General features: G+C 67.6%; 19 protein-coding genes. 5 read left to right on the top strand and 14 right to left on the bottom strand.

What is annotated here, in order from left to right; genetic code table 11:
• The first annotated feature begins 41 nt into the window (after positions 1 to 41).
• Complete coding sequence (locus tag ABRZ00_RS04880; protein WP_368640928.1) at positions 42 to 1,088, top strand: AraC family transcriptional regulator; 1,047 nt, start codon at positions 42 to 44, stop codon at positions 1,086 to 1,088.
• An 11-nt stretch (positions 1,089 to 1,099) separates the two neighbouring features.
• On the opposite strand, the gene ABRZ00_RS04875 is transcribed toward ABRZ00_RS04880, so the two are convergent.
• Positions 1,100 to 2,038 (bottom strand): 3-hydroxyacyl-CoA dehydrogenase family protein, encoded by a 939-nt coding sequence (locus ABRZ00_RS04875; RefSeq protein ID WP_368640929.1) that lies wholly within the window; start codon positions 2,036 to 2,038, stop codon positions 1,100 to 1,102.
• 104 nt (positions 2,039 to 2,142) lie between these two features.
• Here ABRZ00_RS04875 and ABRZ00_RS04870 point away from each other — a divergent pair, with 104 nt between their 5' ends.
• On the top strand, positions 2,143 to 4,674 hold the full coding sequence (locus ABRZ00_RS04870) for a GDYXXLXY domain-containing protein (protein ID WP_368640930.1): 2,532 nt from the start codon (positions 2,143 to 2,145) through the stop codon (positions 4,672 to 4,674).
• A 55-nt stretch (positions 4,675 to 4,729) separates the two neighbouring features.
• Here ABRZ00_RS04870 and gluQRS read toward each other — a convergent pair whose 3' ends face one another.
• From gluQRS to ABRZ00_RS04830, 8 genes are all read right to left on the bottom strand, one after another.
• A complete protein-coding gene (gene gluQRS / locus ABRZ00_RS04865; RefSeq protein ID WP_368640931.1) occupies positions 4,730 to 5,656 on the bottom strand; it encodes a tRNA glutamyl-Q(34) synthetase GluQRS in 927 nt (308 codons plus the stop codon).
• A 35-nt stretch (positions 5,657 to 5,691) separates the two neighbouring features.
• Positions 5,692 to 6,159 carry a DUF494 family protein gene (locus ABRZ00_RS04860; protein ID WP_368642781.1) on the bottom strand — a complete coding sequence of 156 codons (468 nt, stop codon included), beginning with the start codon at positions 6,157 to 6,159 and terminating at the stop codon, positions 5,692 to 5,694.
• A 60-nt stretch (positions 6,160 to 6,219) separates the two neighbouring features.
• The gene (locus ABRZ00_RS04855; RefSeq protein WP_368640932.1) at positions 6,220 to 8,238 is read right to left on the bottom strand and encodes a biotin carboxylase N-terminal domain-containing protein; all 2,019 of its coding nucleotides are present in this window, start codon (positions 8,236 to 8,238) and stop codon (positions 6,220 to 6,222) included.
• A 10-nt stretch (positions 8,239 to 8,248) separates the two neighbouring features.
• Positions 8,249 to 9,850: a carboxyl transferase domain-containing protein gene (locus ABRZ00_RS04850; RefSeq protein ID WP_368640933.1), complete on the bottom strand. Its 1,602-nt coding sequence runs from the start codon at positions 9,848 to 9,850 to the stop codon at positions 8,249 to 8,251.
• Between the two features lie 78 nt (positions 9,851 to 9,928).
• A complete protein-coding gene (locus tag ABRZ00_RS04845; RefSeq protein ID WP_368640934.1) occupies positions 9,929 to 11,110 on the bottom strand; it encodes an acetyl-CoA C-acyltransferase in 1,182 nt (393 codons plus the stop codon).
• 15 nt (positions 11,111 to 11,125) lie between these two features.
• A complete protein-coding gene (gene aceK, locus ABRZ00_RS04840) occupies positions 11,126 to 12,988 on the bottom strand; it encodes a bifunctional isocitrate dehydrogenase kinase/phosphatase (RefSeq protein WP_368640935.1) in 1,863 nt (620 codons plus the stop codon).
• Positions 12,989 to 13,011: 23 nt separating this feature from the next.
• The gene (locus tag ABRZ00_RS04835) at positions 13,012 to 14,190 is read right to left on the bottom strand and encodes an isovaleryl-CoA dehydrogenase (RefSeq protein ID WP_368640936.1); all 1,179 of its coding nucleotides are present in this window, start codon (positions 14,188 to 14,190) and stop codon (positions 13,012 to 13,014) included.
• Positions 14,187 to 14,594 (bottom strand): MerR family DNA-binding transcriptional regulator, encoded by a 408-nt coding sequence (locus tag ABRZ00_RS04830; protein WP_343837561.1) that lies wholly within the window; start codon positions 14,592 to 14,594, stop codon positions 14,187 to 14,189. The genes ABRZ00_RS04835 and ABRZ00_RS04830 overlap by 4 nt, the downstream gene beginning before the upstream one ends.
• 120 nt (positions 14,595 to 14,714) lie before the next feature.
• Between ABRZ00_RS04830 and ABRZ00_RS04825 the strand changes: the two genes are divergently transcribed.
• The 3 genes from ABRZ00_RS04825 (at position 14,715) to ABRZ00_RS04815 (ending at position 18,192) form a co-directional block, all read left to right on the top strand.
• Positions 14,715 to 15,791: an MBL fold metallo-hydrolase gene (locus ABRZ00_RS04825; RefSeq protein WP_343837564.1), complete on the top strand. Its 1,077-nt coding sequence runs from the start codon at positions 14,715 to 14,717 to the stop codon at positions 15,789 to 15,791.
• 103 nt (positions 15,792 to 15,894) lie between these two features.
• Complete coding sequence (locus tag ABRZ00_RS04820; RefSeq protein ID WP_343837566.1) at positions 15,895 to 17,109, top strand: PLP-dependent aspartate aminotransferase family protein; 1,215 nt, start codon at positions 15,895 to 15,897, stop codon at positions 17,107 to 17,109.
• 12 nt (positions 17,110 to 17,121) lie between these two features.
• Positions 17,122 to 18,192 (top strand): metal-dependent hydrolase, encoded by a 1,071-nt coding sequence (locus ABRZ00_RS04815; RefSeq protein ID WP_368640937.1) that lies wholly within the window; start codon positions 17,122 to 17,124, stop codon positions 18,190 to 18,192.
• Between the two features lies 1 nt (position 18,193).
• Here the strand turns inward: ABRZ00_RS04815 and ABRZ00_RS04810 are convergent, their stop codons facing one another.
• The 5 genes from ABRZ00_RS04810 to argS all read right to left on the bottom strand — a co-directional run bounded on the left by ABRZ00_RS04810 (position 18,194) and on the right by argS (position 23,879).
• Complete coding sequence (locus ABRZ00_RS04810; protein ID WP_368640938.1) at positions 18,194 to 19,786, bottom strand: Eco57I restriction-modification methylase domain-containing protein; 1,593 nt, start codon at positions 19,784 to 19,786, stop codon at positions 18,194 to 18,196.
• Positions 19,787 to 19,788: 2 nt separating this feature from the next.
• Entirely contained in the window at positions 19,789 to 20,751 is a 963-nt protein-coding gene (locus ABRZ00_RS04805) for a XamI family restriction endonuclease (RefSeq protein WP_368640939.1), read from the bottom strand.
• A gap of 135 nt (positions 20,752 to 20,886) precedes the next feature.
• Complete coding sequence (locus tag ABRZ00_RS04800) at positions 20,887 to 21,516, bottom strand: thiol:disulfide interchange protein DsbA/DsbL (protein WP_368640940.1); 630 nt, start codon at positions 21,514 to 21,516, stop codon at positions 20,887 to 20,889.
• A 22-nt stretch (positions 21,517 to 21,538) separates the two neighbouring features.
• A complete protein-coding gene (locus tag ABRZ00_RS04795; protein ID WP_343837570.1) occupies positions 21,539 to 22,192 on the bottom strand; it encodes an SPOR domain-containing protein in 654 nt (217 codons plus the stop codon).
• A gap of 4 nt (positions 22,193 to 22,196) precedes the next feature.
• Entirely contained in the window at positions 22,197 to 23,879 is a 1,683-nt protein-coding gene (gene argS / locus ABRZ00_RS04790; protein WP_368640941.1) for an arginine--tRNA ligase, read from the bottom strand.
• Between the last annotated feature and the right edge of the window lie 28 nt (positions 23,880 to 23,907).

The raw sequence follows: 23,907 nt of genomic DNA, 5'->3' as shown, positions 1-23,907 counted from the left end.
TTCCGGACGACTGCAGATCATCATCGGAAGCACCACGACGTATGCGGCACCGCCCTCCTACCTATAACGAACGCATTTACGCGCCCTACAAGATCGCCGCGCTGGTCGAGGTGCTGGCCGAGCAGGGCATCCCGCCGCGGCGCAGCCTGCAGGGCACCGGGGTGGACGAAGGCGGCATCTACGATGCCGCGGCGCTGACCTCGATCCGGCAGTACGTCGAGGTCTGCGGCAATGCCTTGGCCCTGGGCGCCGATCCCGCCACGCCGTTCCTGACCGGTGCGCGGCTGCACCTGTCGGCCTACGGCATGTACGGCTACGCGCTCATGTCATGCCTGCAAATGCGCGATTATTTCCTGCTGGGCGTGAAATATCATTCGCTGGCCACGCCGACCCTGGCCATCGAGTGGACCGAGCGCGACGACCGGGCGGTCTGGTCCTTTCCCGACGCCCTCGTGTGCAACGAATCGCCGGACATCCGCCGCTTCCTGATCGAGCAGCAGTACATGCAGCACGTGACGCATCTGCAAGATGTGTTCGGCCGCCCCCGCTTTCCCATCAGGGCGTATTTTTCGTATGCCGCGCCCGCCTATGCCGAGATCTACGAGCGCTTCCTGGGCTGCCCCTGCGAGTTCGACCACCCGCAGTGCGAACTTCACTATGACGCCGCCATTCTGGACCAGCGCCCCTTGCTGGCGCATCGGTTGACGGCCACCGTGCTGCAGCAGACCTGCGAAGGTTTGATCAGCAATGCCAGAACCTTGTCGGGCATGGCCGGCGAGGTCTATCGGCGTCTGCTGCGCCGGCCGGGCGAGTTTCCCGGCATGGAGACAATCGCGGCCCAGTTGGGCATGACCTCGCGCAATCTGCGGCGGCACCTGAGCGCGGAGGGTACGTCTTTTTCAGCGATCCTGGACGATGTGCGCAGTTCGCTGGCGGTGGAGTATGTGCGGACCACCCGGATGAACGGCGATGATATCGCCTTGCTGCTGGGGTTTTCGGAATCCACGAATTTTCGCCGCGCCTTCAAGCGCTGGACGGGCAAGACGACGCGTGACTATCGGCGGGCGGGCGAGCCCGGCCAGGGGTAGGCGCCAGCGGCTCAGGTATCGGGGGATGCGCCGGCCCGCAGGGCGATCAGGTGGCGCGCCAGCCGGTCCCGCACCGCATCGGCCTGTTCGGGGGGCCAGTCGAGCAGGCCCTGGCCGGCCCGCATGCCCGAGCGGCCCTGGTCCAGCAATTCGGTCAGCAACGGCGAGGGCGTCGCGCTGCCGTCCAGGTCCGGAAAAAGCAGCTGATGGACGCTGCGGATCAGCTCAAGCCCCACGAGGTCGGCATTTTCCATGGGGCCCAACACGGACATCCGCAGGCCAAAGCCGCGCTTGACGACCTGATCGATGGTGCCGGCATCGCACACCCCCTGGTGCACGAGCGAGAGAGCCTCGCGCCACAAGGCGTGCTGCAGCCGGTTGCCGATGAATCCCGGCACGTCCTTCAGAACCTTGACCGGCTGTTTGCCGGCGGCCCGCAGCAGTGCGATGGTGTGTTCGAATACCGCGTCGGTCGTGAAGGCGGTGCGCACCACTTCGACCAGCGGGATGAGATGCGGGGGGTTCCACCAATGCGTGCCCACGAGACGCGCGCGGGCGGCCGGATCGAGATCGCGTCCGATCCGCGTGATCGGGATGACGGAGGTGTTGCTGGCCAGGATCGCCGTTCCGGGGGCGGCCGCCGCGATGTCGGCGAAGAGCTGCTGTTTGAGTTCGATGCGTTCGGCCGCCGCTTCGATGACGAGCCCGGCATGCGCGACGGCGCGTGCCAGCGAGACCTCCAGGCGCAGCTTCGCGAGGACCTCATCGGGCGCCATGGCCATTTGCTCCAGGTTGCGGGCGATCTGCCTGGGCGCCGCCCGCAGGGTGTCCGCATGGATGTCGGTGAGGGTCGTGGCGTGGCCGGCGGCGGCGAAGACCTGGGCGATGCCGTGCCCCATGAGGCCGGCGCCGACGACGGTGACGGGGAGTTTTTCCTGAGAAGTCTTCAAGGCCGTGTCTCCGGTCATGGATGCGTGAGCCTATGCTACGGGGGGGCACTGCCCGCGATAAGATCATGAAAGGACATTTCCGTATGCCTACAGGACATCACGACATGCACGCTGCCGATTCCGTGCCCGGGCGGGCCTTCGAGACGACCGGGTGGCGTCTTCCGCTGAGCCGGGCGGCGGTGCTGCTGGCCGTGGTGCTGGCGGCTACGGCCCTGGTGTTCTGGGTGGCGTCGCAGTGGGGGCGGCTGGGGCCCGATGCCCGCCTGTGGCTGGTGCGCGGCGCGCTGGCCGGCTCCGCCCTGGCGGCAGCCGTCCAGGCCTGGCGCGGGCGGCGGGGAGCCGCGCCGGCGGCGGGCCTGTCGGCTTTCTGCACAGGGGCGCTGCTGGCGCTCGTGGGCCAGATCTATCAGACCGGGGCCGATGCCTGGCCGCTGTTCCTGCTCTGGGCTGCGTTGACCCTGCCTTGGGTGGCTTTGCTGCGGTCTGTGTCCCTGTGGCTGCTGTGCGCCGCTTTGCTGAATGTGGCCCTGGGGCTGTACCTCTGGGCCGGCGCCCCCGTCTGGCTCGGGCCGGACGAGCCCTGGGCCTTGCTCGGGCCAGCCGTCCTGAACGCCGGTTTGCTGGTGCTGGCCGAGCGGGCTGGCGACTGGCTCGGAGACCCTTGGCGCCTGGCCCGGCGAAGCGCCGCGGCGGCGCTGCTGGGGGCGTTGTGGAGCGCCAGTTGGCAGGTCTGGCTGCAGACGGCTCCCCGGATGTCGGCCGACGGTTCGATGCTCTGGCTGACTGCGCTGTCGGTGGGGGTGCTGGCCATGCTGTACTGGGTCTACGTCCGCCGGCGCCGCGACTTGGCCGTGGGCGCGCTGACGTTGTTCACGGGCCTGGGGCTGTTGTGGCAATGGACCTGGCCCCGTGTGGACGATGGCTGGGCGATGCTGGGCGTGATTCTGCTGCTCTTGGGGCTGGGGCTGGCGGCGCTGCGCCACCTGAGCGGGATTTGGCGGGCGGTGCGGCCCGGCCCCGGCGAGGCCGTGGCGGATCTTGCCGGTATTCCGGAGACGCATGCCGCAGCGCCCGTGCCGCAAAGCGCCGCGCATCGCGATCCCTGGTTCCTGACCCTCCTGCGGGCAGGCATCCTGGGCTTCATCGTGCTGTTGCTGGTGATATGGGTGGTGTTCGTCGGAGGCATCCAAGAGGCGGAAGGCGCCCTGCTGCTGGGCGCCGTTCTGCTGCTGCCGGGGCTGTGGCTGGCGCGCGGGCCTCGGGGCGCCCTGCGCAGCCAACTGGGCGAAGTGCTGGCCTGCGTCGGGCTGGTGCTGGCCGGTGGCGGCTTCCTGTTCCTGCAGACGCCCGCCGAAGGGCCGTTGCCGTCGCTGGCCGCGATCCTGGTCCTGGGGGCCGTGATCTTTCGCGCCAGCGCCTTGCCGGTCTTGCGCCTGGCCACCGCACTGGTGGTGCTGGCGGTGGTTTTGTGGTTGACCTGGCCGGCCGTGGCTGGCAGCCGGGGCCTGTTCGATCCCCTTGAGCCGGGAGACTGGCCTCCGGGCCTGATGTTGCGCCTGTGGTGGTGCCAGGCCGGGGCGGTGCTGGCCTGGGTGCTGTCGCTGCGGGCCGGGCGCCGGGCGGTGTGGCGGCCGCTGGCCTGGGCCCTGCTGCTGTGCACGCCGCCGCTGGCCTGGCTGGCCACGGCCTTCGGGGCCGGTGCCGTCTGGGCGCTGCCGCCGGCCGACCGGCTGGCCGGCCTGGCGTGCGCCTTGCTGCCCGGCCTGATCCTGGGCGCCTGGTTGGCCGCGCGCCGGGCCTTGCCGGCGCGGGGGTGCTGGCTGGCCGCCGGTGTCCTGTGTCTGGCCAGCCTGGGGTGGCTGGAGGCGCCGGGCCTGTCGGTGGCCCTGACCTGGATCCTGCTCGGCCGTCTGGCCGGACACCGGCCGCTGCAATGCCTGGGAGCCGCCGCCGTGCTGGCGGGGCTGGCTGTCTTCTACCTGGACCCGCTCGTACCGCTGGCGCACAAGGCGGCCGGCCTGGGGCTGGCCGCACTCTGGCTGGCGGCGGCGGCCGGGCTGGCCGCCTGGCCGGACCACCGGAGTGCCCTGCGCCCGCCTGCCCGGCTGGCGGCCTGGCCGCGGCCGCTCGGCATGTTGGCCGCCGGCGCGCTGGCACTGGGCGCGGCGCAACTCCAGATCCACCAGTATCGGTCGATCCTGGCCGAGGGCCGGCCGATCGTGCTGCAGTTGGCGCCCGTGGACCCGCGCTCGCTGATGCAGGGAGACTACATGGCGCTGGATTATGCCGTGCGCCGGCCCGTGTCCGGCTGGCTGGCCGGGCACCCCGCCGTGCGCGAGCAATTGGCGGCTGCGGGGCGTGGCTGGCTGGTGCTGCGGCCCGATGCGCAGGGGGTCTGGCAACTGGCGGAGGTGACGGCTGTGCCCCCGGACGCGGCCGCCGGCCAGGCAGCCGGGCGGACGGCGCTGGCGTTTCATTGGCGTTCGGGCGAAGCGGATTGGGGCGCCCGGAGCTGGTTCTTCCCCGAGGGCGAAGGCGAGCGCTATGCGCAGGCCCGCTATGGCGTGCTGCGGGTGGCGGCGGATGGCACCGCGCTGCTGGAGTCTTTGTTGGACGAGCACCGGACACCGTTGTAAGGCCTTGGGTCCGGTGCGGCGTTTGGGCCCCGCGCCGGCTTGCGCGGGGGGCGCATCAGGCGCCGCGCGCCGGAGGCGGGCCGAAGCGTTGCGCCCAGCCGGCGGTCGCCGCCGACAGGAAAGCCTGCGGCGTGGCCGCCGGCAGCGCGGCGAAGCCCAGGGCCCGCCAGGCCTCCCGCAGACAGTCCAGAGGCCGCGAGACGTCCAGCGCGGGCGCGTGGTTCTGTTTGGACAGCTTGTGGCCGGCGGCGTCCAGGATCAACGGCACGTGCAGGACGCGGGGCGGGGCCAGGCCCAGGGCGCGGGCAAGCTGTCGCTGGCGGGCCGTCGAGTCCAGCAGGTCGGCGCCGCGCACCACGTCGGTCACGCCCTGTGCGCCATCGTCCACCACCACGGCCAGTTGGTAGGCCCACAGACCATCAGCCCGGCGCACGATGAAATCCCCGACTTCGGCAGCCACGTCCTGGGATTGCGGCCCCAGCCAGCGGTCGGTGAAGGTCTCCAGACCCGGCGCGACCCGGAAGCGCCAACTGCGGACGGGGCGGCGCCCGGCGGGCGGGGGGGTGACCGCGCCGGCAGGCATCGAAGCGCCGTCCGGCGGCCGGCAAGTGCCGGGATAGGGGCCGGGAGGCAGTTCGCGCCGCGCGCAGGCGCAACCGTAGATGAGTCCGGCGGCGCGCAGCCGGGCGAAAGCCTGTTCATACAGGGCATGGCGCCGGGTCTGCCAGACCGGGGCCTCGTCCCAGTGCAGGCCGAGCGCCTGCAATTGATGCAGGATGATCCGGTCGGCGCCGGCCACGGCGCGGGGCTCGTCGATGTCCTCGATGCGCAGCAGCCAGCGGCCATGGTGCGCCCGGGCGTCCAGGAAGCTGGCCAGGGCCGCCACCAGAGACCCGGCGTGCAGGGGGCCGCTGGGGCTGGGCGCAAAGCGGCCCGCATAGGCCTGGCGGGCGGGGGGGACGGACGGGATCGGGCGGGACACGCGGACCACCGGGCCAGGCGCTAGTGGGACGGCCGCTAGTGGGACAGCCGGCCTTCGTCGTCGGTCAGCAATTCCTCGAAGACCAGATGGTCGACCTCGGCCTCCTGGCTCCAGAGGACCATCAGCGCCAGGACCTTGATTTCGGCCAGGGACAGGGGCGAGTGGTCTGCCGCCTGGGCCGCCTCGATCAGGATCTCGCGCAGGACCGGGGGCAGGCTGCCGGAGTTTTCCAGGAAGCTGATGAAGCCGATGGCCTCGGTGCCCAGGGAGGCGTATTCCGCATGGGTGTAGATACGCGCGGCATCGCGCTGGGCGTCGCGCATGACGGCCAGCGGCAGGCAGCGCTCGGTGGTGCTGGCCAGATCGCGCAGCCAGTTCAGCGCGTCGTCGATGTCTTCGTGCTCGAACCCGGCGGCCGCCAGCTTGTTGGCCAGGACCTCGGCGCGTGGGCAGGCCTGGGGCGTGTAGTAATTCTCGAACAGATAAACCAGGATGTCGTACATGGCGGTCATGAAGCGGTTGCCATCCAGTGTACCGGATTCCCCTCCGGATGCGGTCGGCGCTCAGGCGGTTTCGGTGGCCTCCAGGTCGATCAGCGTCACGCCTTCGGTCACCTGATCGCCGACCGCATAGAAGACCTCCTTGACCGTCCCGTCGTGGGGCGCCTCGATGGTGTGCTCCATTTTCATGGCTTCCATCACGATCAGGGGCGCGCCCCGCGTCACGGCCTCGCCCGGCGCGACCAGAACCGACAGGATCTTGCCCGGCATGGGGGCGGTCAGCCCGCCGGCCTCATCGGCGGCGCCGGCCGCCGCCAGAGCGAGCGGATCGCGCCACTCCAGGGTCTGGCGCCGGCCGTCGGCGAAGATGTCCAGGCGGGCGCCGTCGCGGTGGACATCGCCGCGCGCTTCCGCGCCGCCCAGGCGGATGCGCACCCGGGCCGGGTGGCGGCCTTCGGCCTGCCAGCGGAAGGCCTGTGCGGGGTGCTCGTCCACCGCCAGGGTCCAGTCGCCGCCGTCGCGGCGCAGGCGCACGGCGCGCTCGCCGCACGCGTCCCTCAGGGTCAGAGTACGCGCGTAGCGACCGCCGACGCGCCAGCCATCGGCCTGCTGCCAGGGGCCGGCGCCGCCCGCCCCGTCGGGGCGGGCCAGGCCGTCGTGGTGCAGCAGGGCGGCGGCGGCCAAGGCCAGCGTGCCGTCCTCGCTGGCACGGGGAGCGGGAAACAGGCGGTCATGCCCGCGTTCGATCAGGCCGGTGTCCAGATCGGCGGCGGCGAAGGCCGGATCGTCCATCAGCCGGCCCAGGAAAGCGATGTTGGTCTGCACGCCGGTGCAGCGCACCGCGCCCAGCGCGCGCAGCATCCGCTGCCGGGCCTGTTCGCGGTCCTGGCCGTGGACGATCAGCTTGGCGATCATCGGATCGTAGTGCGGCGTGATCATGTCGCCTTCGCGCACGCCGCCGTCCACGCGCACCGGTCCGGTCTGGAAGATCACGTGCGGCGGCCATTGCAGGGCGTCGAGACGGCCGATGCTGGGCAGGAAATCCTTGTCCGGGTTCTCGGCGTAGATGCGCGCCTCGATGGCATGGCCCTGGATGCGCAACTGGTCCTGGCGCAGCGGCAGCGGCTGGCCGGCCGCCACGCGCAGTTGCCATTCCACCAGATCCTGGCCGGTGATGGCCTCGGTGACCGGATGCTCGACCTGCAGCCGGGTGTTCATCTCCATGAAATAGAAGCGTCCGTCGGGTTCTGCGATGAACTCCACCGTGCCGGCGCCGACGTAGCCGACGGCCTGGGCGGCCGCGACGGCCGCGCGGCCCATGGCCTCGCGGCGTTCGGGCGTCATGCCGGGCGCGGGGGCTTCCTCGATGACCTTCTGGTGGCGCCGCTGCACCGAGCAGTCGCGCTCGAACAAGTAGACGCACTGGCCGTGGGTGTCGGCGAAGATTTGGATTTCGATGTGGCGCGGCTTGAGCAGATAGCGCTCGATCAGGACCTGGGCGTTGCCGAAGCTGCTGGCGGCTTCGCGCTGGCAGGAGGCCAGGGCCGCCGGGAATTCGGCATCGGCGTGGACGATGCGCATGCCCTTGCCGCCGCCGCCCGCGCTGGCCTTGATGAGCACGGGGTAGCCGATGGCGCGGGCCTGGTCCTGGAGGAAATCGGCTTCCTGGCGCTCGCCGTGATAACCCGGCACCAGGGGCACGTCGGCGCCGGACATCAGGGTCTTGGCGGCGGATTTGCTGCCCATGGCGGCGATGGCGTCGGCCGGCGGCCCGACGAAGACCAGGCCGGCGTCGGCGCAGGCGCGGGCGAAACCGGCGTTTTCGGACAGGAATCCGTAGCCGGGGTGGATGGCCTGGGCGCCGGTGCGGCGGGCGGCCTCCAGGATGGCGTCGGCGCGCAGGTAGCTCGCGGCGGGTTCGGGACCGCCGATGTGCACCGCGCGGTCGCAGGCCTGGACGTGGCGGGCGTCGGCATCGGCGTCGGAATAGACGGCGACGGTGCGGATGCCCATGCGTCGGGCGGTGGCTGCGATGCGGCAGGCGATCTCGCCCCGGTTGGCGATCAGGAGGGTATCGAACATGGTGGTTTCCTTACATTCTGAACACGCCGAAGCGCGTGGCTTCGGCAGGCGCGTGTCGGGCGGCGGCCAGGCCCAGGCCCAGCACCCGCCGCGTGTCGGACGGCGCGATGATGCCGTCGTCCCACAGGCGCGCGGTGGAATAGTAGGGATGGCCTTCGCGCTCGTACTGGTCGCGGATGGGAGCCTTGAAGGCGGCTTCCTCGTCGGCGGACCAGGCGCCCCCCTTGCGTTCGATGCTGTCGCGCCGCACGGTGGCGAGGACGCTGGCGGCTTGTTCGCCGCCCATGACCGAGATGCGCGCGTTGGGCCACAGGAACAGCAGGCGCGGCCCGAAGGCGCGGCCGCACATGCCGTAGTTGCCGGCGCCGAAGGACCCGCCGATCAGCACCGTGAATTTCGGCACCGAGGCGGTGGACACGGCGGTGACCATCTTGGCGCCGTGGCGGGCGATGCCTTCGTTTTCGTATTTGCGGCCCACCATGAAGCCGCTGATGTTCTGCAGGAAGACCAGGGGGATGTTGCGCTGGCAGCAGAGCTCGATGAAATGCGTGCCCTTTTGCGCGGCTTCGGAGAACAGGATGCCGTTGTTGGCGATGATGCCCACGGGCATGCCGTAGATCCGGGCAAAGCCCGTGACCAGGGTGGTGCCGAAGCGCGCCTTGAATTCTTCGAAGTCGGAACCGTCCACGATGCGTGCGATGACTTCGCGCACGTCGTAGGGCTTGCGCGTGTCCTGGGGGATGATGCCGTCCAGCTCGGCCGGATCGTACAGGGGTTCGGCCCAGGCGCCGGCGTCCGGCGGGACCGGGCGGTTGAGCCGGGCCACCGCGTCGCGCGCCAGGCGCAGCGCGTGGGTGTCGTTCTCGGCCAGGTGGTCGGCCACGCCCGAAAGGCGGGTATGCACGTCGCCGCCGCCCAGGTCCTCGGCCGAGACTTCCTCGCCGGTCGCGGCCTTGACCAGGGGCGGGCCGCCCAGGAAAATCGTGCCCTGGTTGCGCACGATGATAGATTCGTCGCTCATGGCGGGCACGTAGGCGCCCCCGGCGGTGCAGGATCCCATCACCACGGCCAGTTGGGCGATGCCCATGGACGACATGACGGCCTGGTTGTAGAAGATGCGGCCGAAGTGGTCGCGGTCGGGAAAGACCTCGTCCTGGTTGGGCAGGTTGGCACCGCCCGAGTCCACCAGATAGATGCAGGGCAGGTGGTTCTGCTGGGCGATTTCCTGGGCGCGCAGGTGCTTCTTGACCGTGAGGGGATAGTAGGTGCCTCCCTTGACCGTGGCGTCGTTGCAGACGATCACGCATTCGGTGCCGCCCACCCGGCCGATGCCGGTGATCAGGCCGGCGCCGGGCGAGGCGTTGTCGTAGACGTCCAGCGCCGCCAGCGGCGACAGTTCGAGAAACGGCGTGCCGGGGTCGAGCAGGCGCTCGACCCGTTCGCGCGGCAGCAGCTTGCCGCGCGCCAGGTGCCTGGCCCGGGCCGTCTCGCCGCCGCCCTGGGCGGTCTGGGCGATGCGCGCACGCAGATCGTCGATCAGCGTGCGCATGACGCGGGCGTTGTCCTGGAATTCCTGGGATCGCGGGTTGACGCGGGACTCGATGGCCGGCATGTCGGTTCCTGTTCTGGTGCCTGGAAAGCGCAGGCCGGTCGCTCGTGACGGCCGGGCTGCGGGGACTGCGAAGGGTGCTTACGGCATTTCGATGGCCAGGGCCACGGCCTCGCCGCCGCCGATGCACAGCGAGGCGATGCCGCGCTTGCCGCCGGTCTTGCGCAGGGCGCCGATCAGGGTGACCAGCAGGCGCGCGCCCGAGGCGCCGATGGGGTGGCCCAGCGCCGTGGCGCCGCCATGGACGTTGACACGGTCGTGCGGCAGGTTCAGTTCCTTCATCGCGGCCATGGTGACCACTGCGAAGGCCTCGTTGATTTCATAGAGGTCCACGTCTTCGGCTTTCCAGCCGGTCTTGGCCAGCAGCTTCTGGATGGCGCCCACCGGCGCGGTGGTGAACCACTCGGGTTCCTGGGCGTGCTGGGTATGGGCCACGATGCGGGCCAGGGGGGCGGCGCCCAGTTCCCGGGCCTTGGACTCGCGCATCACGACCAGCGCCGCGCCGCCGTCGGAAATGGAGGAGGAATTGGCCGCCGTGACGGTGCCGTCTTTCTTGAAGGCGGGCTTCAAGGTGGGAATCTTTTCCGGCATGGCCTTGAAGGGGGCTTCGTCGGTATCCACGATCGTGTCGCCCTTGCGGCCGGTGATCGTCACCGGTGCGATTTCCCATTTGAAGCTGCCATCCTCGCTGGCCTGGCGGGCGCGTTTCAGGGATTCCAGCGAGAAATCGTCCTGCTGCTCGCGCGTGAAGCTGTATTTCGACACGCAGTCTTCGGCGAACACGCCCATGGCCGTGCCGCGCTGGTAGGCGTCTTCCAGGCCGTCCAGGGCCATGTGATCGTAGACCGTGGAGTGGCCGTAGCGGTAGCCCTGGCGGCCGCGCAGCAGCAGGTAGGGGGCGTTGCTCATGCTTTCCTGGCCGCCGGCGACCACCACGTCGGCCGATTCGGCCTTGATCAGGTCGTGGGCCAGCATGACGGCCTTCAGGCCCGAGCCGCAGACCTTGTGCAGCGTGCTGCACGGGACGCTCTTGGGCAATCCCGCGCCGAGCGCGGCCTGGCGGGCCGGCGCCTGGCCCTGGCCGGCCTGCAGCACGTTGCCCATGATGACTTCCTGGACGGCGTCGCCGGGGATGCCTGCGCGTTCGACGGCGGCCTTGATCGCGATGGCGCCCAGTTCATGGGCGGCCAGGCCGGACAGGCTGCCCATCATGCTCCCCATGGGGGTGCGGGCGGCGGATACGATGACGATGGACTCGGACATGAGGTGCTCCTTGGTTCAGGGGGTGTCCCGTGATTCGGGCGGGTTCGGCCGCGCGAGGCCGGTCTGCGGCTGCAGTCTGCGCGCGTGATCGTAGGGGAAGATGTCTTCGATGCGGCCCTGGGCGGCGCGCGCCCGGCAATCCTGCCACCATTGTGCATCCAAAAGCGGCGCGTGGTGCTTCATGAAGGCGGCGCGCACACGGGCATCGCCCAGCAGGAACCGTTCGAATTCCTCCGGGAAGACATCGTTGGCCCCCACCGGGTACCAGGGTTCGCCGGACAGCTCGGCTTCTTCGTTGGGGGCGGCCGGAATGCGGCGGAACTGCATTTCCGTCATGCGCTGGATTTCGTCGTAGTCGTAGAAGACCACGCGGCCCAGGCGGGTGACGCCGAAGTTCTTGTACAGCATGTCTCCGGGGAAGATGTTGGCGGCGGCCAACTCGCGGATGGCCTGGCCGTACTGCTGCACGGCGGCTTCCAGAGCGGTGTCGGAGGCGCCGGTCAGGAAGATGTTCAGCGGCGTCATGCGGCGCTCTATGTAGACGTGGCGCAGGACCACCAGGTCGCCGGTTTCTTCGAGCAGGCTGGGCACCTCGCGGCGCAGGCCTTCGAGCAGGCGCGGCGAGAAGCGCGCGCGCGGCAGGGCGACCTGGGAATATTCCCAGGTGTCGGCCATGCGGCCGACGCGGTCGTGCTTCTTCACCATCTGGTATTTGCGCCGCACCGTGGCCTCGTCCATGCCGTCCTTGGCGATGCGGTCGCGGATCAGCTTGAACACATACGGGTAGGACGGCAGGGTGAACACCGTCATCACCATGCCCTCGATTCCCGGGGCGTAGTCGAAGGCGTCGCGCGAGTGCGACAGATGGTGAAGAAAGTCGCGGTAGAACAGGGTCTTGCCCTGCTTCTGCAAACCGATGGTGGTGTAGATCTCGGCCTTGGGTTTGCGCGGAAATAGCGAGGACAGGAAATCAACGTAGGCCGCCGAGGCTTCCATGTCGACCAGGAAGTAGGCGCGCGTGAAGCTGAACAGCGTGCTCAGGTCGTCGCTGGTGTGCAGCAGGGCGTCGAACTGGATGCGGCCCGACGGGGTGTGCAGCAGCGCCACGGCGAATGGATGGATGGCGGTCTGGTTGATCAGGCGTCCGACGATGTAGGCGCCCTTGTTGCGGAAGAACAGGGTGTTGAGCACCTGGATCTGGCAATCGGGCGCCAGGCGCTTGCCCTGGCCGCGCGGCAGGGTCCGGCGCAGGTGGCGCAGGCCCATGCGGGCCATGCGCCGCACATCGGCCGGCAGGTCATGATAGGGCGCGGCCAGACCGAAATCGGCGGCCATGCGGATCAGGCTGGGCAGCAGGCCCTCGGTCAGCGGGTAGTAGACCCGGTAGGACGGATGGTCGCCATCGAGATAGTCGGTCGCCACGGCCGGGCGCACGAACAGGAAGTCGTTGTTGAAATAGTTGCGGTGCAGAATGCGGCAGGAGACCGAATTGAAGAAGGTCTCCGCGCACTCGGGCTGGCGATGGCCGGTCAGCAGCGTGATGTAGCAGATCTTGGCGGCTTGCCAGAATTCGATCTGCTCGTCGGTCAGGGCCGTGTCGGGGGCGGTGCGGGCCGGCGTCGTGCCGCGCAGCGCCTGACCCAGGGCGGCCGCGCATTCGCGCACCCGGGTGTCGTAGTACTCGATGCGTTCGCGCGAGAGTTGCTGGATGCCGTGCCAGTCGCCCGACTCGAATAGGGATTTGGCCCGTTGCGCGCTGTAGCGAAACAACGCGTAGTGGCGGTCGAACCCGGCCAGGATCATGCGCGCCACCGCCTCCGGGGACTGGCCCCGGGGCGTGACGGGTTCGATGTGGCGGTGATCGCCGGTGTCGTTCATGGCGGCGCGGTTCGCGAAGCGGGCTAGGCGGTTTCGCCGAAGAGTTCGCGGCCGATCAGCATGCGGCGGATCTCGCTGGTTCCGGCGCCGATTTCATAGAGCTTGGCGTCGCGCCACAGGCGGCCGGTGGGGTAGTCGTTGATGTAGCCGTTGCCGCCCAGGATCTGGATGCCCTCGCCGGCCATCCAGGTGGCCTTTTCGGCGCAGTACAGGATGACGCCGGCGCAGTCCTTGCGCACTTGGCGCACGTGGCCGGCGCCCAGGCTGTCCAGGTTCTTGCCGACCGCGTAGCAGTAGGCGCGGCAGGCCTGCAGGGTGGTGTACAGGTCGGCCAGCTTGCCCTGGATCAACTGGAACTCGCCAATGGCCTGGCCGAACTGCTTGCGCTCGTGCACGTAGGGCACGACCACATCCATGACCGCCTGCATGATGCCCAGGGGGCCGGCCGCCAGCACGGCGCGTTCGTAGTCCAGGCCGCTCATCAGGACCTTGACACCGCCGTCGACCTGGCCCAGCACATTCTCGGCGGGCACCTCGCAGTCCTGGAAGACCAGTTCGCCGGTGTGAGAGCCGCGCATGCCCAGCTTGTCGAGCTTCTGCGCCACGGAAAAGCCGGGGAAGGTCTTCTCGACGATGAAGGCGGTGATGCCCCGCTGGCGGGCCTCGGGGTTGGTCTTGGCATAGACCACCAGGGTGTCGGCGTCGGGCCCGTTGGTGATCCACATCTTGGTGCCGTTGAGCACGTAGCGGTCGCCGCGCTTTTCGGCGCGCAGCCGCATGCTGACGACGTCCGAGCCCGCGCCGGGTTCGCTCATGGCCAGGGCGCCGATCTGTTCGCCCGAAATCAGGCCGGGCAGGTATTTCTGTTTCTGGGCTTCGGTGCCGTTGCGGTGGATCTGGTTGACGCACAGATTCGAGTGCGCGCCGTAGGACAGGGCGATGGAGGCGCTCGCGCGCGAGATTTCCTCCATGGCGACCATGTGCGCCAGGTAGCCCAGGCCCGCGCCGCCGTAGGCGTCGGATACCGTCACGCCCAGCAGGCCCAGCTCGCCGAACTTGCGCCACAGGTCCATGGGGAACTGGTCGTCGCGGTCGGCCGCCGCCGCGCGCGGGGCGATTTCAGCTTGGGCGAAATCGCGGACCGCCTCGCGCAGCATGTCGAGGTCGGCGCCGAGATCGAAGTTCAGGCCGGGCAGGTTCATGGAGTGGTCTCCTGGTGTCGTGGGTGACGGGCCAGCAGCAGGGCTTCGCAATCGGCCTGCTGGCGGCGGATTTCTTTCAGGGTTTCGTCCAGATCGCGGCGCTGCCGTTCGAGTTTTTCGCGGTGGCTGGCGAGCACCTCGGCATACTGCCGCAACTGGGCGTCGGTGCTGTCGCCGCCCTGGTCGTACAGGTCGATCAGGGTGACGATTTCAGCCAGTTGCAGCCCCAGCCGCCGCCCGCGCAGGGCGAGCTTGAGCCGCGTGCGGTCGCGCGGAGCGTAGACGCGGTTGCGGCCTTCGCGCGCCGGGCTGACGATGCCCTGATCCTCGTAGAAGCGGATCGTGCGCGGCGTGATGCCGAATTCGCGGGCAAGCTCGGAAATCGTCCAGGTGGCTTGGCTCATGGGAAAAGCGCGGAACGAAGGATGGAATCAATCCCTATTATGTATGACGTTTACGTTAACGTAAAGCATGAATTCTGACATAATGATGAGAGAAAACCCGCATCTTCATGGAGACACGGCATGAATCCGTTGGAGCAGGAACTGGATTACCCCTGGGGCGATGTCCTGCCCGAAGCCGGCTGCGCCCTGGACGTGGCCGATGGCGTGCGCTGGATCCGCATGCCGCTGCCCTTCGCCCTGGACCACATCAATCTGTGGCTGCTTCGCGACCGGATCGGGGGGCGCGACGGCTGGACCGTGGTCGATTGCGGCATCGATCGAGCCGAAGTCCGCGCTTGCTGGGAACGCGTGTTCACGCAGGCGCTGGACGGCCTGCCGGTGCTGCGCGTGCTGGTGACCCACATGCATCCGGACCACGTCGGCCTGGCCCACTGGCTGTGCGGCCGCTGGCAGGCGCCGCTGTGGATGTCCATGACGGACTACGCGCTGGCCCGGCTATGGGCGGGCGCGTCGGTGCCTGATTCCTCGGTCGAGGGCAGCGGCCCGGCCGGCGGCGCGGCGGTGCGGCATTTCGCGCGTCACGGCCTGGTCGACCCTCAGGCGCAGGACATGATCCGCGCCCGCCATGATTACTATGCCCGCCTCGTGCCCGACATGCCGCCGCGCTTCCACCGCTTGCTGCACGGCCAGGAAGTGTCCATCGGCGGCCGCGGCTGGCGGGTCATCGTCGGCTACGGTCATGCGCCCGAGCACGTCTCGTTGTGGTGTCCGGACCTGGCCGTCCTGATTTCGGGCGACATGGTGCTGCCGCGCATTTCCACCAACGTCAGCGTGTTCGACCAGGAGCCGGAATCCGATCCCCTGCGCCTGTACCTGGAATCGCTCCATGGCTACGACGAACTGCCCGGGGATGCCCTGGTGCTGCCCTCGCATGGCCGGCCTTTCCGCGGCCTGCACCGGCGCATCGCCCAGCAGCAGGCGCACCACGCCGAGCGCCTGGCCGAGGTGCTGGCCGCCTGCGGACAGCCGCGCAGCGCCCACGACCTGCTGCCGGTGCTGTTCCGCCGTACGCTCGACCTGCACCAGTTGTCCTTTGCCATGGGCGAATCCATCGCCCATCTGCACGCCCTATACTTCCAGGGTTCCTTGCAGCGCATCCTCGGCGAAGACGGGGTATACCGCTTCCAGAGAATTTAGGCCTGCGCGCGGCCCGGGTTCGCCCGGCGCGAAATCGTCCGCCGCGACGGTTTCGCGTCCTGGCGCGTCCCGTCGGCGAGCCGGCGACTCTATGGCAACCATCATGACTTCTCACGCTTCCGACCGTATCGATACCCTGCTGCAGCACATCGGCCAGGCGCCCCTGGATCCCGACACCGGCGCCGGGCCGGTGGCCCTGCCTTCCTACCGCACCAGCACGGTGCGCTTCGCCTCGATGGACGTGCTGGACCGCGCCCAGGCGGCCAAGCAGCGTGGCGAACGTGTGCCCACTTATGGCCGGGTCGGCCTGCAGACCCATGAAGCCCTGGAGACGATGCTGTGCCGCCTGGAAGGCGGCGACCGGGCCTTTCTGGCGCCCTCGGGCATGGCCGCCATCAGCATGGCGCTGATGGCCCTGCTGGATCAGGGCGAACATGCCCTGGTCGTGGATTGCGTCTACGGGCCGGTGCGCTATCTGCACAAGGCCATCCTGTCGCGCATGGGCGTGTCCATGGATTTCGTGCGCGGCAACCTGGCCGCCCTGCAGGCCGCCCTGCGCCCCGAAACCCGGGTGCTCTACCTGGAATCCCCGGGATCGCTGCTGATGGAAATGCTGGATCTGCCCGCCCTGGCGGGCTGGGCGCACGAGCACGGCCTGACCGTCGTGGTGGACAACACCTGGGGTTCCGGCTACATCTACCGGCCCCTGGCGCTGGGCGCCGACGTCTCGGTGATCGCGGCCACCAAGTATATCGGCGGGCATTCCGACCTGATGCTGGGCGCGGCCGTGGCGCGCGACCCGGGGTTGATCGGCAAGCTGCATGCCACCCATTACGCCCTGGGCAACACGGTCAGCGCCGACGATGCCTGGCTGGCGCTGCGCGGCGCGCGCACCCTGGGCGTGCGCCTGCGCGCCTGCGCCGGCCACGCCATGGAAGTCTGCCGCTGGCTGGATGCCCAGCCCCAGGTGTCGCGGATCTTCTTTCCCGCGTGGCCGGGTGATGCGGGCCACGCGCTGTGGCGGCGCGATGCGACGGGTTCCAATGGCCTGCTGTCGGTGGCCGTGGATTTCGACGAGGCGCAGGTGCGCCGCCTGATCGACAGCCTGCGGCTGTTCGGGATCGGATATTCCTGGGGAGGCTACGAGAGCCTGGTCACGCAGGTCGAGCCCGGCGCCCTGGCCGTGCACGGCTACTGGGCCGAGGTGGCCGATGCGCGCATGAAGGCCGGAACGGTGCTGCGCCTGCACATCGGGCTGGAAGACCCCGCCGACCTGATCGCGGACCTGGCGCAGGCGTTCGCGGCGGCGCGCGGATAGCGGCCGGCCGGCATGGATTCCCTGACCCAGGTTGTGCTTGGCAGCAGCGTGGCTGCGCTGGCGGTGCCCGGGCGGCATCGGCGCGCCGCGCTGGTCGCCGGCGGTCTCCTGGGGACTTTGCCGGACCTCGATGTGTTCTGGTTCAGTTGGGCGGGCAGCGATGTCGTCACCCAGGTGACGTGGCATCGGGGGCCCTCGCATTCGCTCCTGGTGCTGACGGGCGTCGGGTGGCTGCTGTGGTGGTGCATAAAGCGGTGGAGCATCCCGGTCAGGGAGGCGCCCCGGCGCTGGCTGGGGGCGATCTGGCTGGCCTTGCTGACGCATCCTTTGCTCGATGCCTTTACGGTCTACGGCACGCAGTTGCTGTGGCCCTTGCCGATGCCGCCCGTGATGTGGTCATCGATCTTCATCATCGATCCCGTGTACACGCTGCCCCTGCTGGCCTGCGTGATCGCCGCCTGGAGAATGTCTCCGGGCCGGGCGTCCGCAGGCCCGGATGCTGCCCGGCGGGATGCCGCGGCGCGCCGCTGGCTGGTGATCGGCGTGTCGGTCAGCTCGGCCTATCTGGCCTGGAGCGTGGCGGCCAAATATTGGGTGGATCGCGTGGCGTCGCACGATCTGGCGGCCATGGGTCTGCAGGATGCGCCCCGTTTTTCCACGCCGTTGCCGTTCAATACCTTGTTGTGGCGCGTGATCGTGATGGCGCCGGACGGCTATTGGATCGGCGACCGCTCGCTGCTGGCGGATCGCGGCAAGATGCGGTTCACCTTCCAGCCCAGCGACCGCAAGGCGCTGGAGCCATTGGCCGCCGTGCCGCCGTTGCGGCGCCTGCTGTGGTTTACGCATGGATTCGTCGGGGTACGGACGCTGCCGCGTGGCGACGGCGAATCCCGGCTGATTTTGTCGGACCTGCGGATGGGCCTGGAACCGAACTATTTCTTCCGCTATGACATTGCCGGCCTGGATGCGGGCGGGCGCTGGAGGGCGGCGCCCGAGATTGTCAGGCTGCCCGCGCCCCCCGACCGCATGGCGGGGTTGGGCTGGGTCTGGCGCCGCCTGTTCGACAGTGACGCCCGGCCTTGAGTCAGGGAGCCGTCATTACTTCAAATTCCATCTGCATCTTAGGGTTTTTGCCATTGAGTCCGACCATGGCGGCAAGATCGTCAGCCGGCACGTTGGACAGTTCGCGGGGTTCCAGCTTGTGCATCCCTCCGCCGTATACCCGGCCATTATCCAGCAGCACAGTATGATCAAGAGTGTTGAGTGCATGCCATAGTGTGCGCAGCTTGGTGGGGTCGGTTTGCAACCTGTTCATCAGCAGTGAAGACGGATACAGCATGAGATAAACATTAGTTGCCGTCGCTTGGCTGTGATTCAGCAGAAAACGAAAGGGTTTGCCGTCGTGGTCGCTGCGGCCAATGTAGGTACAGACTATGGGCGCCGCAGGGCGGCGCTCTTGGGCATACCAGTAACGTCGCGAGCGACAGAGATAGCGTTGCGCGACTTGTTCGCGCCCAGTTTGAAGATAAGCCCAAAGAGACGGGTGTTCGTGCTGAACCTCATGTTCTGGCAGGACGCAATCAAGCAGAAACAGGCGCTTTTCGAGCAGAGGAACTCCGTGGCTGTCGGCCATGATTTCATCGCCTTTCACATATCGGGCACTAGGCAATATCGGGCGTAAAAACTGTGATGGAATATTAAGTTCGAGGGCGCGTTTTTCATCCAGAATGAAGAAATTGTTGTCTCCCGTGGCAAGCCCCCGCTTGATGGTGAACAAGTCGCCAAGTCGGTAACCTGTGTGCGTAGATTCGGCGCCTCGTTTGGGGTATCTGGACCACTTGTTTGTGCGTCCCAGTTCGTCTGTGTTGATTTTCCTGATCAGTGCGGGTTGCCGCAGAGTGCCGCCGAAGGAAAATGTGACTTGATGACTCGCGGGCGGCTTCTGTTTTTTGAACCAGATGACAGCAGAGGACACCAATGCATCATCGAATTGGACGTCGTTAGGGTCGAAGCGGTGGATATGCAGCAGCGTAACTTCTCGCAGTAAGTAGGCCTTAAGAGCCTTGCCATAGTTCACGTCCATGAATTCGCTGGGAATAAGCCATCCAGCGATTCCGCCCTCGCTCATCCATTTGTGCGATAACGCCAAAAAGTAGCAATAAAGCCCTGATAGCCCGGAAGCCTCAATGTTGGCAGCATCTCGAGCGGCGTTTTGCAGTCGACGCTTGTCGATGCTATCAATGTGATGATGTCGCACATAGGGAGGGTTGCAGATGAGCAGGTTGGACTTTGCTTCATCGTGCGTTGGCGGCTCTTGCCGTGTGAAGTCTGCGAGCGTCAGGTCAAGAGACGTTGTCTTCCAAAATTCTTGGGCTGGCTCGCCATAGTGGGGATCGATTTCGAAGCCGCAGGCCCAAGCCACAGGGCGCTGGCCGTGCGTTGCTCTCAAGGCTGAATAGAACGAACCTGTGCCGATCGCCGGGTCGAGAAATCGAATCGCTTTGTTTTCGGGGAGCAGACTCAGGCCATAGGCAAGTATTTCTTGGGCAAGTCGGGTGGGTGTGGCGAATTGACCAAATTTGTTCCGCTCGATCTGGGTCTTGTGGCGGTCGAGTTCTGTTTGGAGAGTCAGGCGCCGGTCTTCCACGAGGTCGTGTGTTTCGGTTGTGCGGATCATGGTCATATTCCGAACAATGCGAGATCGTCGATGCGGTGTTCCCATACCCAGTCGATACCTTCCGCAGCCTCATAGCCCAGATAGCCGCTATCAAAATAGCCGCACAAGAACAGGTTGAAGCGCACGTCGGGGCCATAGGTATGGCGAAGTTGGGCCATCTTGACCGCTTCTTCTTTACGACGCTTGTTGGTGTTGGTGAAGTCGCCTGCGGATTTTGCCTCGAAGAACAGCGGTAGATCCCCGTGCTTTGCCGTTTTCGGCATGATGACGACATCAACAGGGATGTTGATGGATCGCGTGCCGGTCGTTTGCGTGATCGGGACGTTCATTCGGAAGCTGAACGTCCCGGGAGACATGATGTCGAACCTGGCGCCATCTCCGGGAGGAAGCCACTTGTAGCCGTGCTGCTCTAGGTAGGCTTGGATCACGGCAAGTTGCCGTTGCTCTTGGGCGTTTCGGATGATCGGATTCGTCACGGCGCCGCACAGTCTGTCGGCGATGATGGTCGCTGCTCGATGAGTTTCGGCTTTGGTGGCTGGCGCCGCGCGGTTGAGCCAGACGAAAATATCTGGGTCCGCCAAGCTTTCAATCACGGCGGCGATCTTTCCAAGCTCATGATCAGCCCTGGCGCTGGACATTCGCACCGGCAACCGTTGCTCTTTCTCCATGCATTTGACGAGGTTCGGTGAAGCGCCGGATAAGCCGATGAGCCGGTCTACGGCGAGTGGAGGGCACATCGACATCCGGAGTGTCGGCAGGATTTCGGGGCTTTGGCGCAGCAGGGCAGGTTGAACGTTGGTCAGATAGGCGGTGGCGCGGAGCGCTTCTTGCACGCTTAGAGTGGTTCGGACACGCGTGTCGCGAAAGGCGGCTGGCGCAAAATCTATGAACCAGCGGTTGTACATATCGACGGACGTTGCCACGTCAGTCTTCCAGAGGTGCGGCTTGTCGAGGTTGACGGGCATATTGCAGATCGCCTGGATTCGTTCCGAGTACCCCGAACGGGGCCTCACAGCAACCTGATTGTACTGGCGAGTGAATTCCGGCTCCATGTGAAGCCGGACAAAATAGCCAAGGTGAGAGGCGAGCTCTGGTCCGCCTTACTTCTTTTTCGCCAGCACTTGCTTGACCAGCTTGTCGGCCTCGTCGATGGCGCCTTGATAGGTGCCGGTGTTCGAGGGTGAAGTCAGATAGCGGCCGCCGATGGCCAGGGTGGGCGTGCCTTCTATGCGGTAGGACTTGGTCAGTTCGTCGGCGCGGACGACCTTGGTCTGCACGCCGAAGGAATTGAACGTATCGGTGAATACCTGGCGGTCCAGCCCCTGCCCGACGGCCCAGTCGATGATCCCCTTGGCCTGGGTCAAGTCCTTGCCCTGCTCGTGGATGGCCTTGAAAACCTGCGGGTGCAGGTCCAGGCGATCCAGCGCTTCCAGGGTGTAGTACAGCTTTTGCATGTCGCGCATGCTGGCGTTGAAGGCCACCGGCACGCTCTTGAAGACCACGTCGTCGGGCAGGGTCTTGCGCCATTTCTCGACCAGCGGCTCAATGCGATCGCAATGCGGGCAGGTATAGAAGAAGAACTCCAGCACCTCGACTTTGCCCGGGGTGTCCGAAGGCTGGACCGGATCCAGCGTATCGTAGGGTGCCGCCTGGACCGCAGGCGCCATGGCCAGTGCAGCCAGGCCCAGGACCAGGCCTGGCAGCAGGCGGGAAAACAGCGTGATTTTCATGGAATCTCCTTCGAGAGAGGGTTCAGGGACGGACGACCGTCGATTCGATCTTCTCGTCGCCCAGCCGGGCCCGGGCGCGGTTCATTTCATCGATGCCCTTGAAGGGGCCGACGCGCACGCGATTGATGGGGGCGCCGTTGGACTCGCCGGCCTCGATGCGCACCGGCAGGCCCAGCAGCACGACCCGGGCCAGCATGGCCTGGGCTTCATCCTTCGACCGGAAAGCCCCGGTCTGCAGGTAATAGGTGGTCTGCGTGCCGGGCGCCGGCCGGGCGGCGGGCGGCGGCGGGGGCGGTGGAGGAATCGGCAGGCTCGTCTGCGGTGCGGGCGGGGCCTTGTCCAGCCCGGCGATGATCTGGCTGATGCCGTCGGCCGGCGCCGGGCCGGGTTCGGGCGCAGGAGCGGGCGGCTGGGCGCCGCTGCCGCCCTGGGCGGTCGAGCGGGTGCCGGCCGGGCCATCTTTGCCGTACAGGGCGATGTTCGGGTCCGGGGCGTTCTTCACGTCCGGCAGCAACGTGGCCGGCGCATTGCGGCTGGCCTTGTCCTTGAAGGGCATGGGCGCCTGGGTGACGAACAAGGCCACAGCCACGGCGGCCGCGACCCCCAGCACCATGCCGAGGATCAGGCCGAACCAGGCGCTGCCGGAACGAGCGGGTTTTTTCTTGCGTGTGGCCATGGCGTTACATGCGCTCCGGGGCGCTGACCCCAAGCAGGCCCAGGCCGTTGGCGATCACCTGGGCGGTGGCGCGGGCCAGGCGCAGGCGGGCGGCGCCCAGAGCGGGGTCGTCCACCAGAATGCGTTCGGCGTTGTACCAGGCGTGGAAATCGGCGGCGCAGTCGCGCAGCCAGAAAGCCAGTTGGTGCGGCGCCAGCTCGCGGGCGGCCTGCGTGAGCACGCCCGGGTATTCCGCCAGGCGCTGGAGCAGGGAGATTTCAGTGGACGCGGTCAGCAAGGAAGGGTCTGCCGCCTGCGTCTGGCTGCCCGCGTCGTGCTGGCGCAGCAGCGAGTGGATGCGGGCGTGCGCGTACTGGATGTAATAGACCGGGTTTTCCTCGCTGTGCGACAGGGCCAGGTCGATGTCGAAGACGAATTCGGAATCGGCCCGGCGCTGGGCCAGGAAGAAACGCACCGCATCGCGCCCGACCCAGTCGATCAGGTCGCGCAGCGTGACGTAGCTGCCTGCGCGCTTGGAGATCTTGACTTCGGCGCCGTCGCGCATGACGCGCACCATCTTGTGCAGCACGTAGGCTGGATAGTCGGCCGGGATGCCCAGCCCCAGCCCTTGCAGGCCGGCGCGCACCCGGGCGATGGTGCCGTGGTGGTCGGTGCCCTGGATGTTGATGGCCTGGTGGAAGCCGCGTTCCCATTTGGCGACGTGGTAGGCGACGTCGGGGACGAAATAGGTGTAGCCGCCCTCGGACTTGCGCATGACGCGGTCCTTGTCGTCGCCGGTGCCCAGCCCGGTCGTGCGCAACCACAGCGCGCCGTCCAGCTCATAGGTGTGGCCGGCGTCGATCAGGGCCTGGACGGTGCGTTCGACGCGGCCGCTGGTATAGAGCGAGCTTTCCAGGTAGTAGTTGTCGAAACGCAGATCGAAGGCCTGCAGATCCAGATCCTGCTCGCGGCGCAGATAGGCGACGGCGAACCGCCGGATGGCGTCCAGGTCGTCGAGATCGCCGGACGCCTGGATGGGGTCGCCGTCGCTGGCCTGGACGGTGGCGCGGGCGAGGTAGTCGCGCGCGATGTCCTGGATGTATTCGCCCCGGTAGCCGTCGGCGGGAAAGGCCGGGTCATCGGGCTCGATGCCGCGCGCCCGCGCCTGGACGCTGATCGCCAGGTTGTGGATCTGGTTGCCGGCGTCGTTGTAGTAGAACTCGCGCGAAACCTGGGCGCCCTGCGTGGCGAACAAGCGGCAGATGGAATCGCCCAGCGCGGCTTGGCGCGCATGGCCGACATGCAGCGGACCGGTGGGGTTGGCGGAGACGAACTCCACCAGCACGCGCTGGTCGTGGGCGGGACGATGCCCGTAGCGCTCGCCCTGGGCCTGGATGGCGTCCAGGACCGCCTGGTGGGCGGCCGCCGACAGGCGGAAGTTGATGAACCCCGGCCCGGCAACCTCGGCCGAAGCGATCAGTCCGGCCGCATCGGGATGCGACAGGACGCCGTCTGCGACCGCCTGGGCCAGCTCGCGCGGATTGCGCCGGGCCGCGCGTGCGGCCTGCATGGCCACATTGCTGGCCACGTCGCCATGGGCGGCGACTTTCGGTCGTTCGAGAGTGATCTCCAGGGAATGGTCCGGGATCAAGGTATCCAGGACGGCGCGCAAAAGGGCGGTGAGCCGGGTATGTTGCTCGGGTAGCATGGTGTCCGTATCTGAGGGTATCCCGAAA

The organism is Castellaniella ginsengisoli, from assembly GCF_040955415.1.
Taxonomy (GTDB): domain Bacteria; phylum Pseudomonadota; class Gammaproteobacteria; order Burkholderiales; family Burkholderiaceae_B; genus Castellaniella; species Castellaniella ginsengisoli.
The sequence above is the reverse complement of the archived record's forward strand: the minus strand, read 5'-3'. Positions and strand labels throughout refer to the sequence as shown.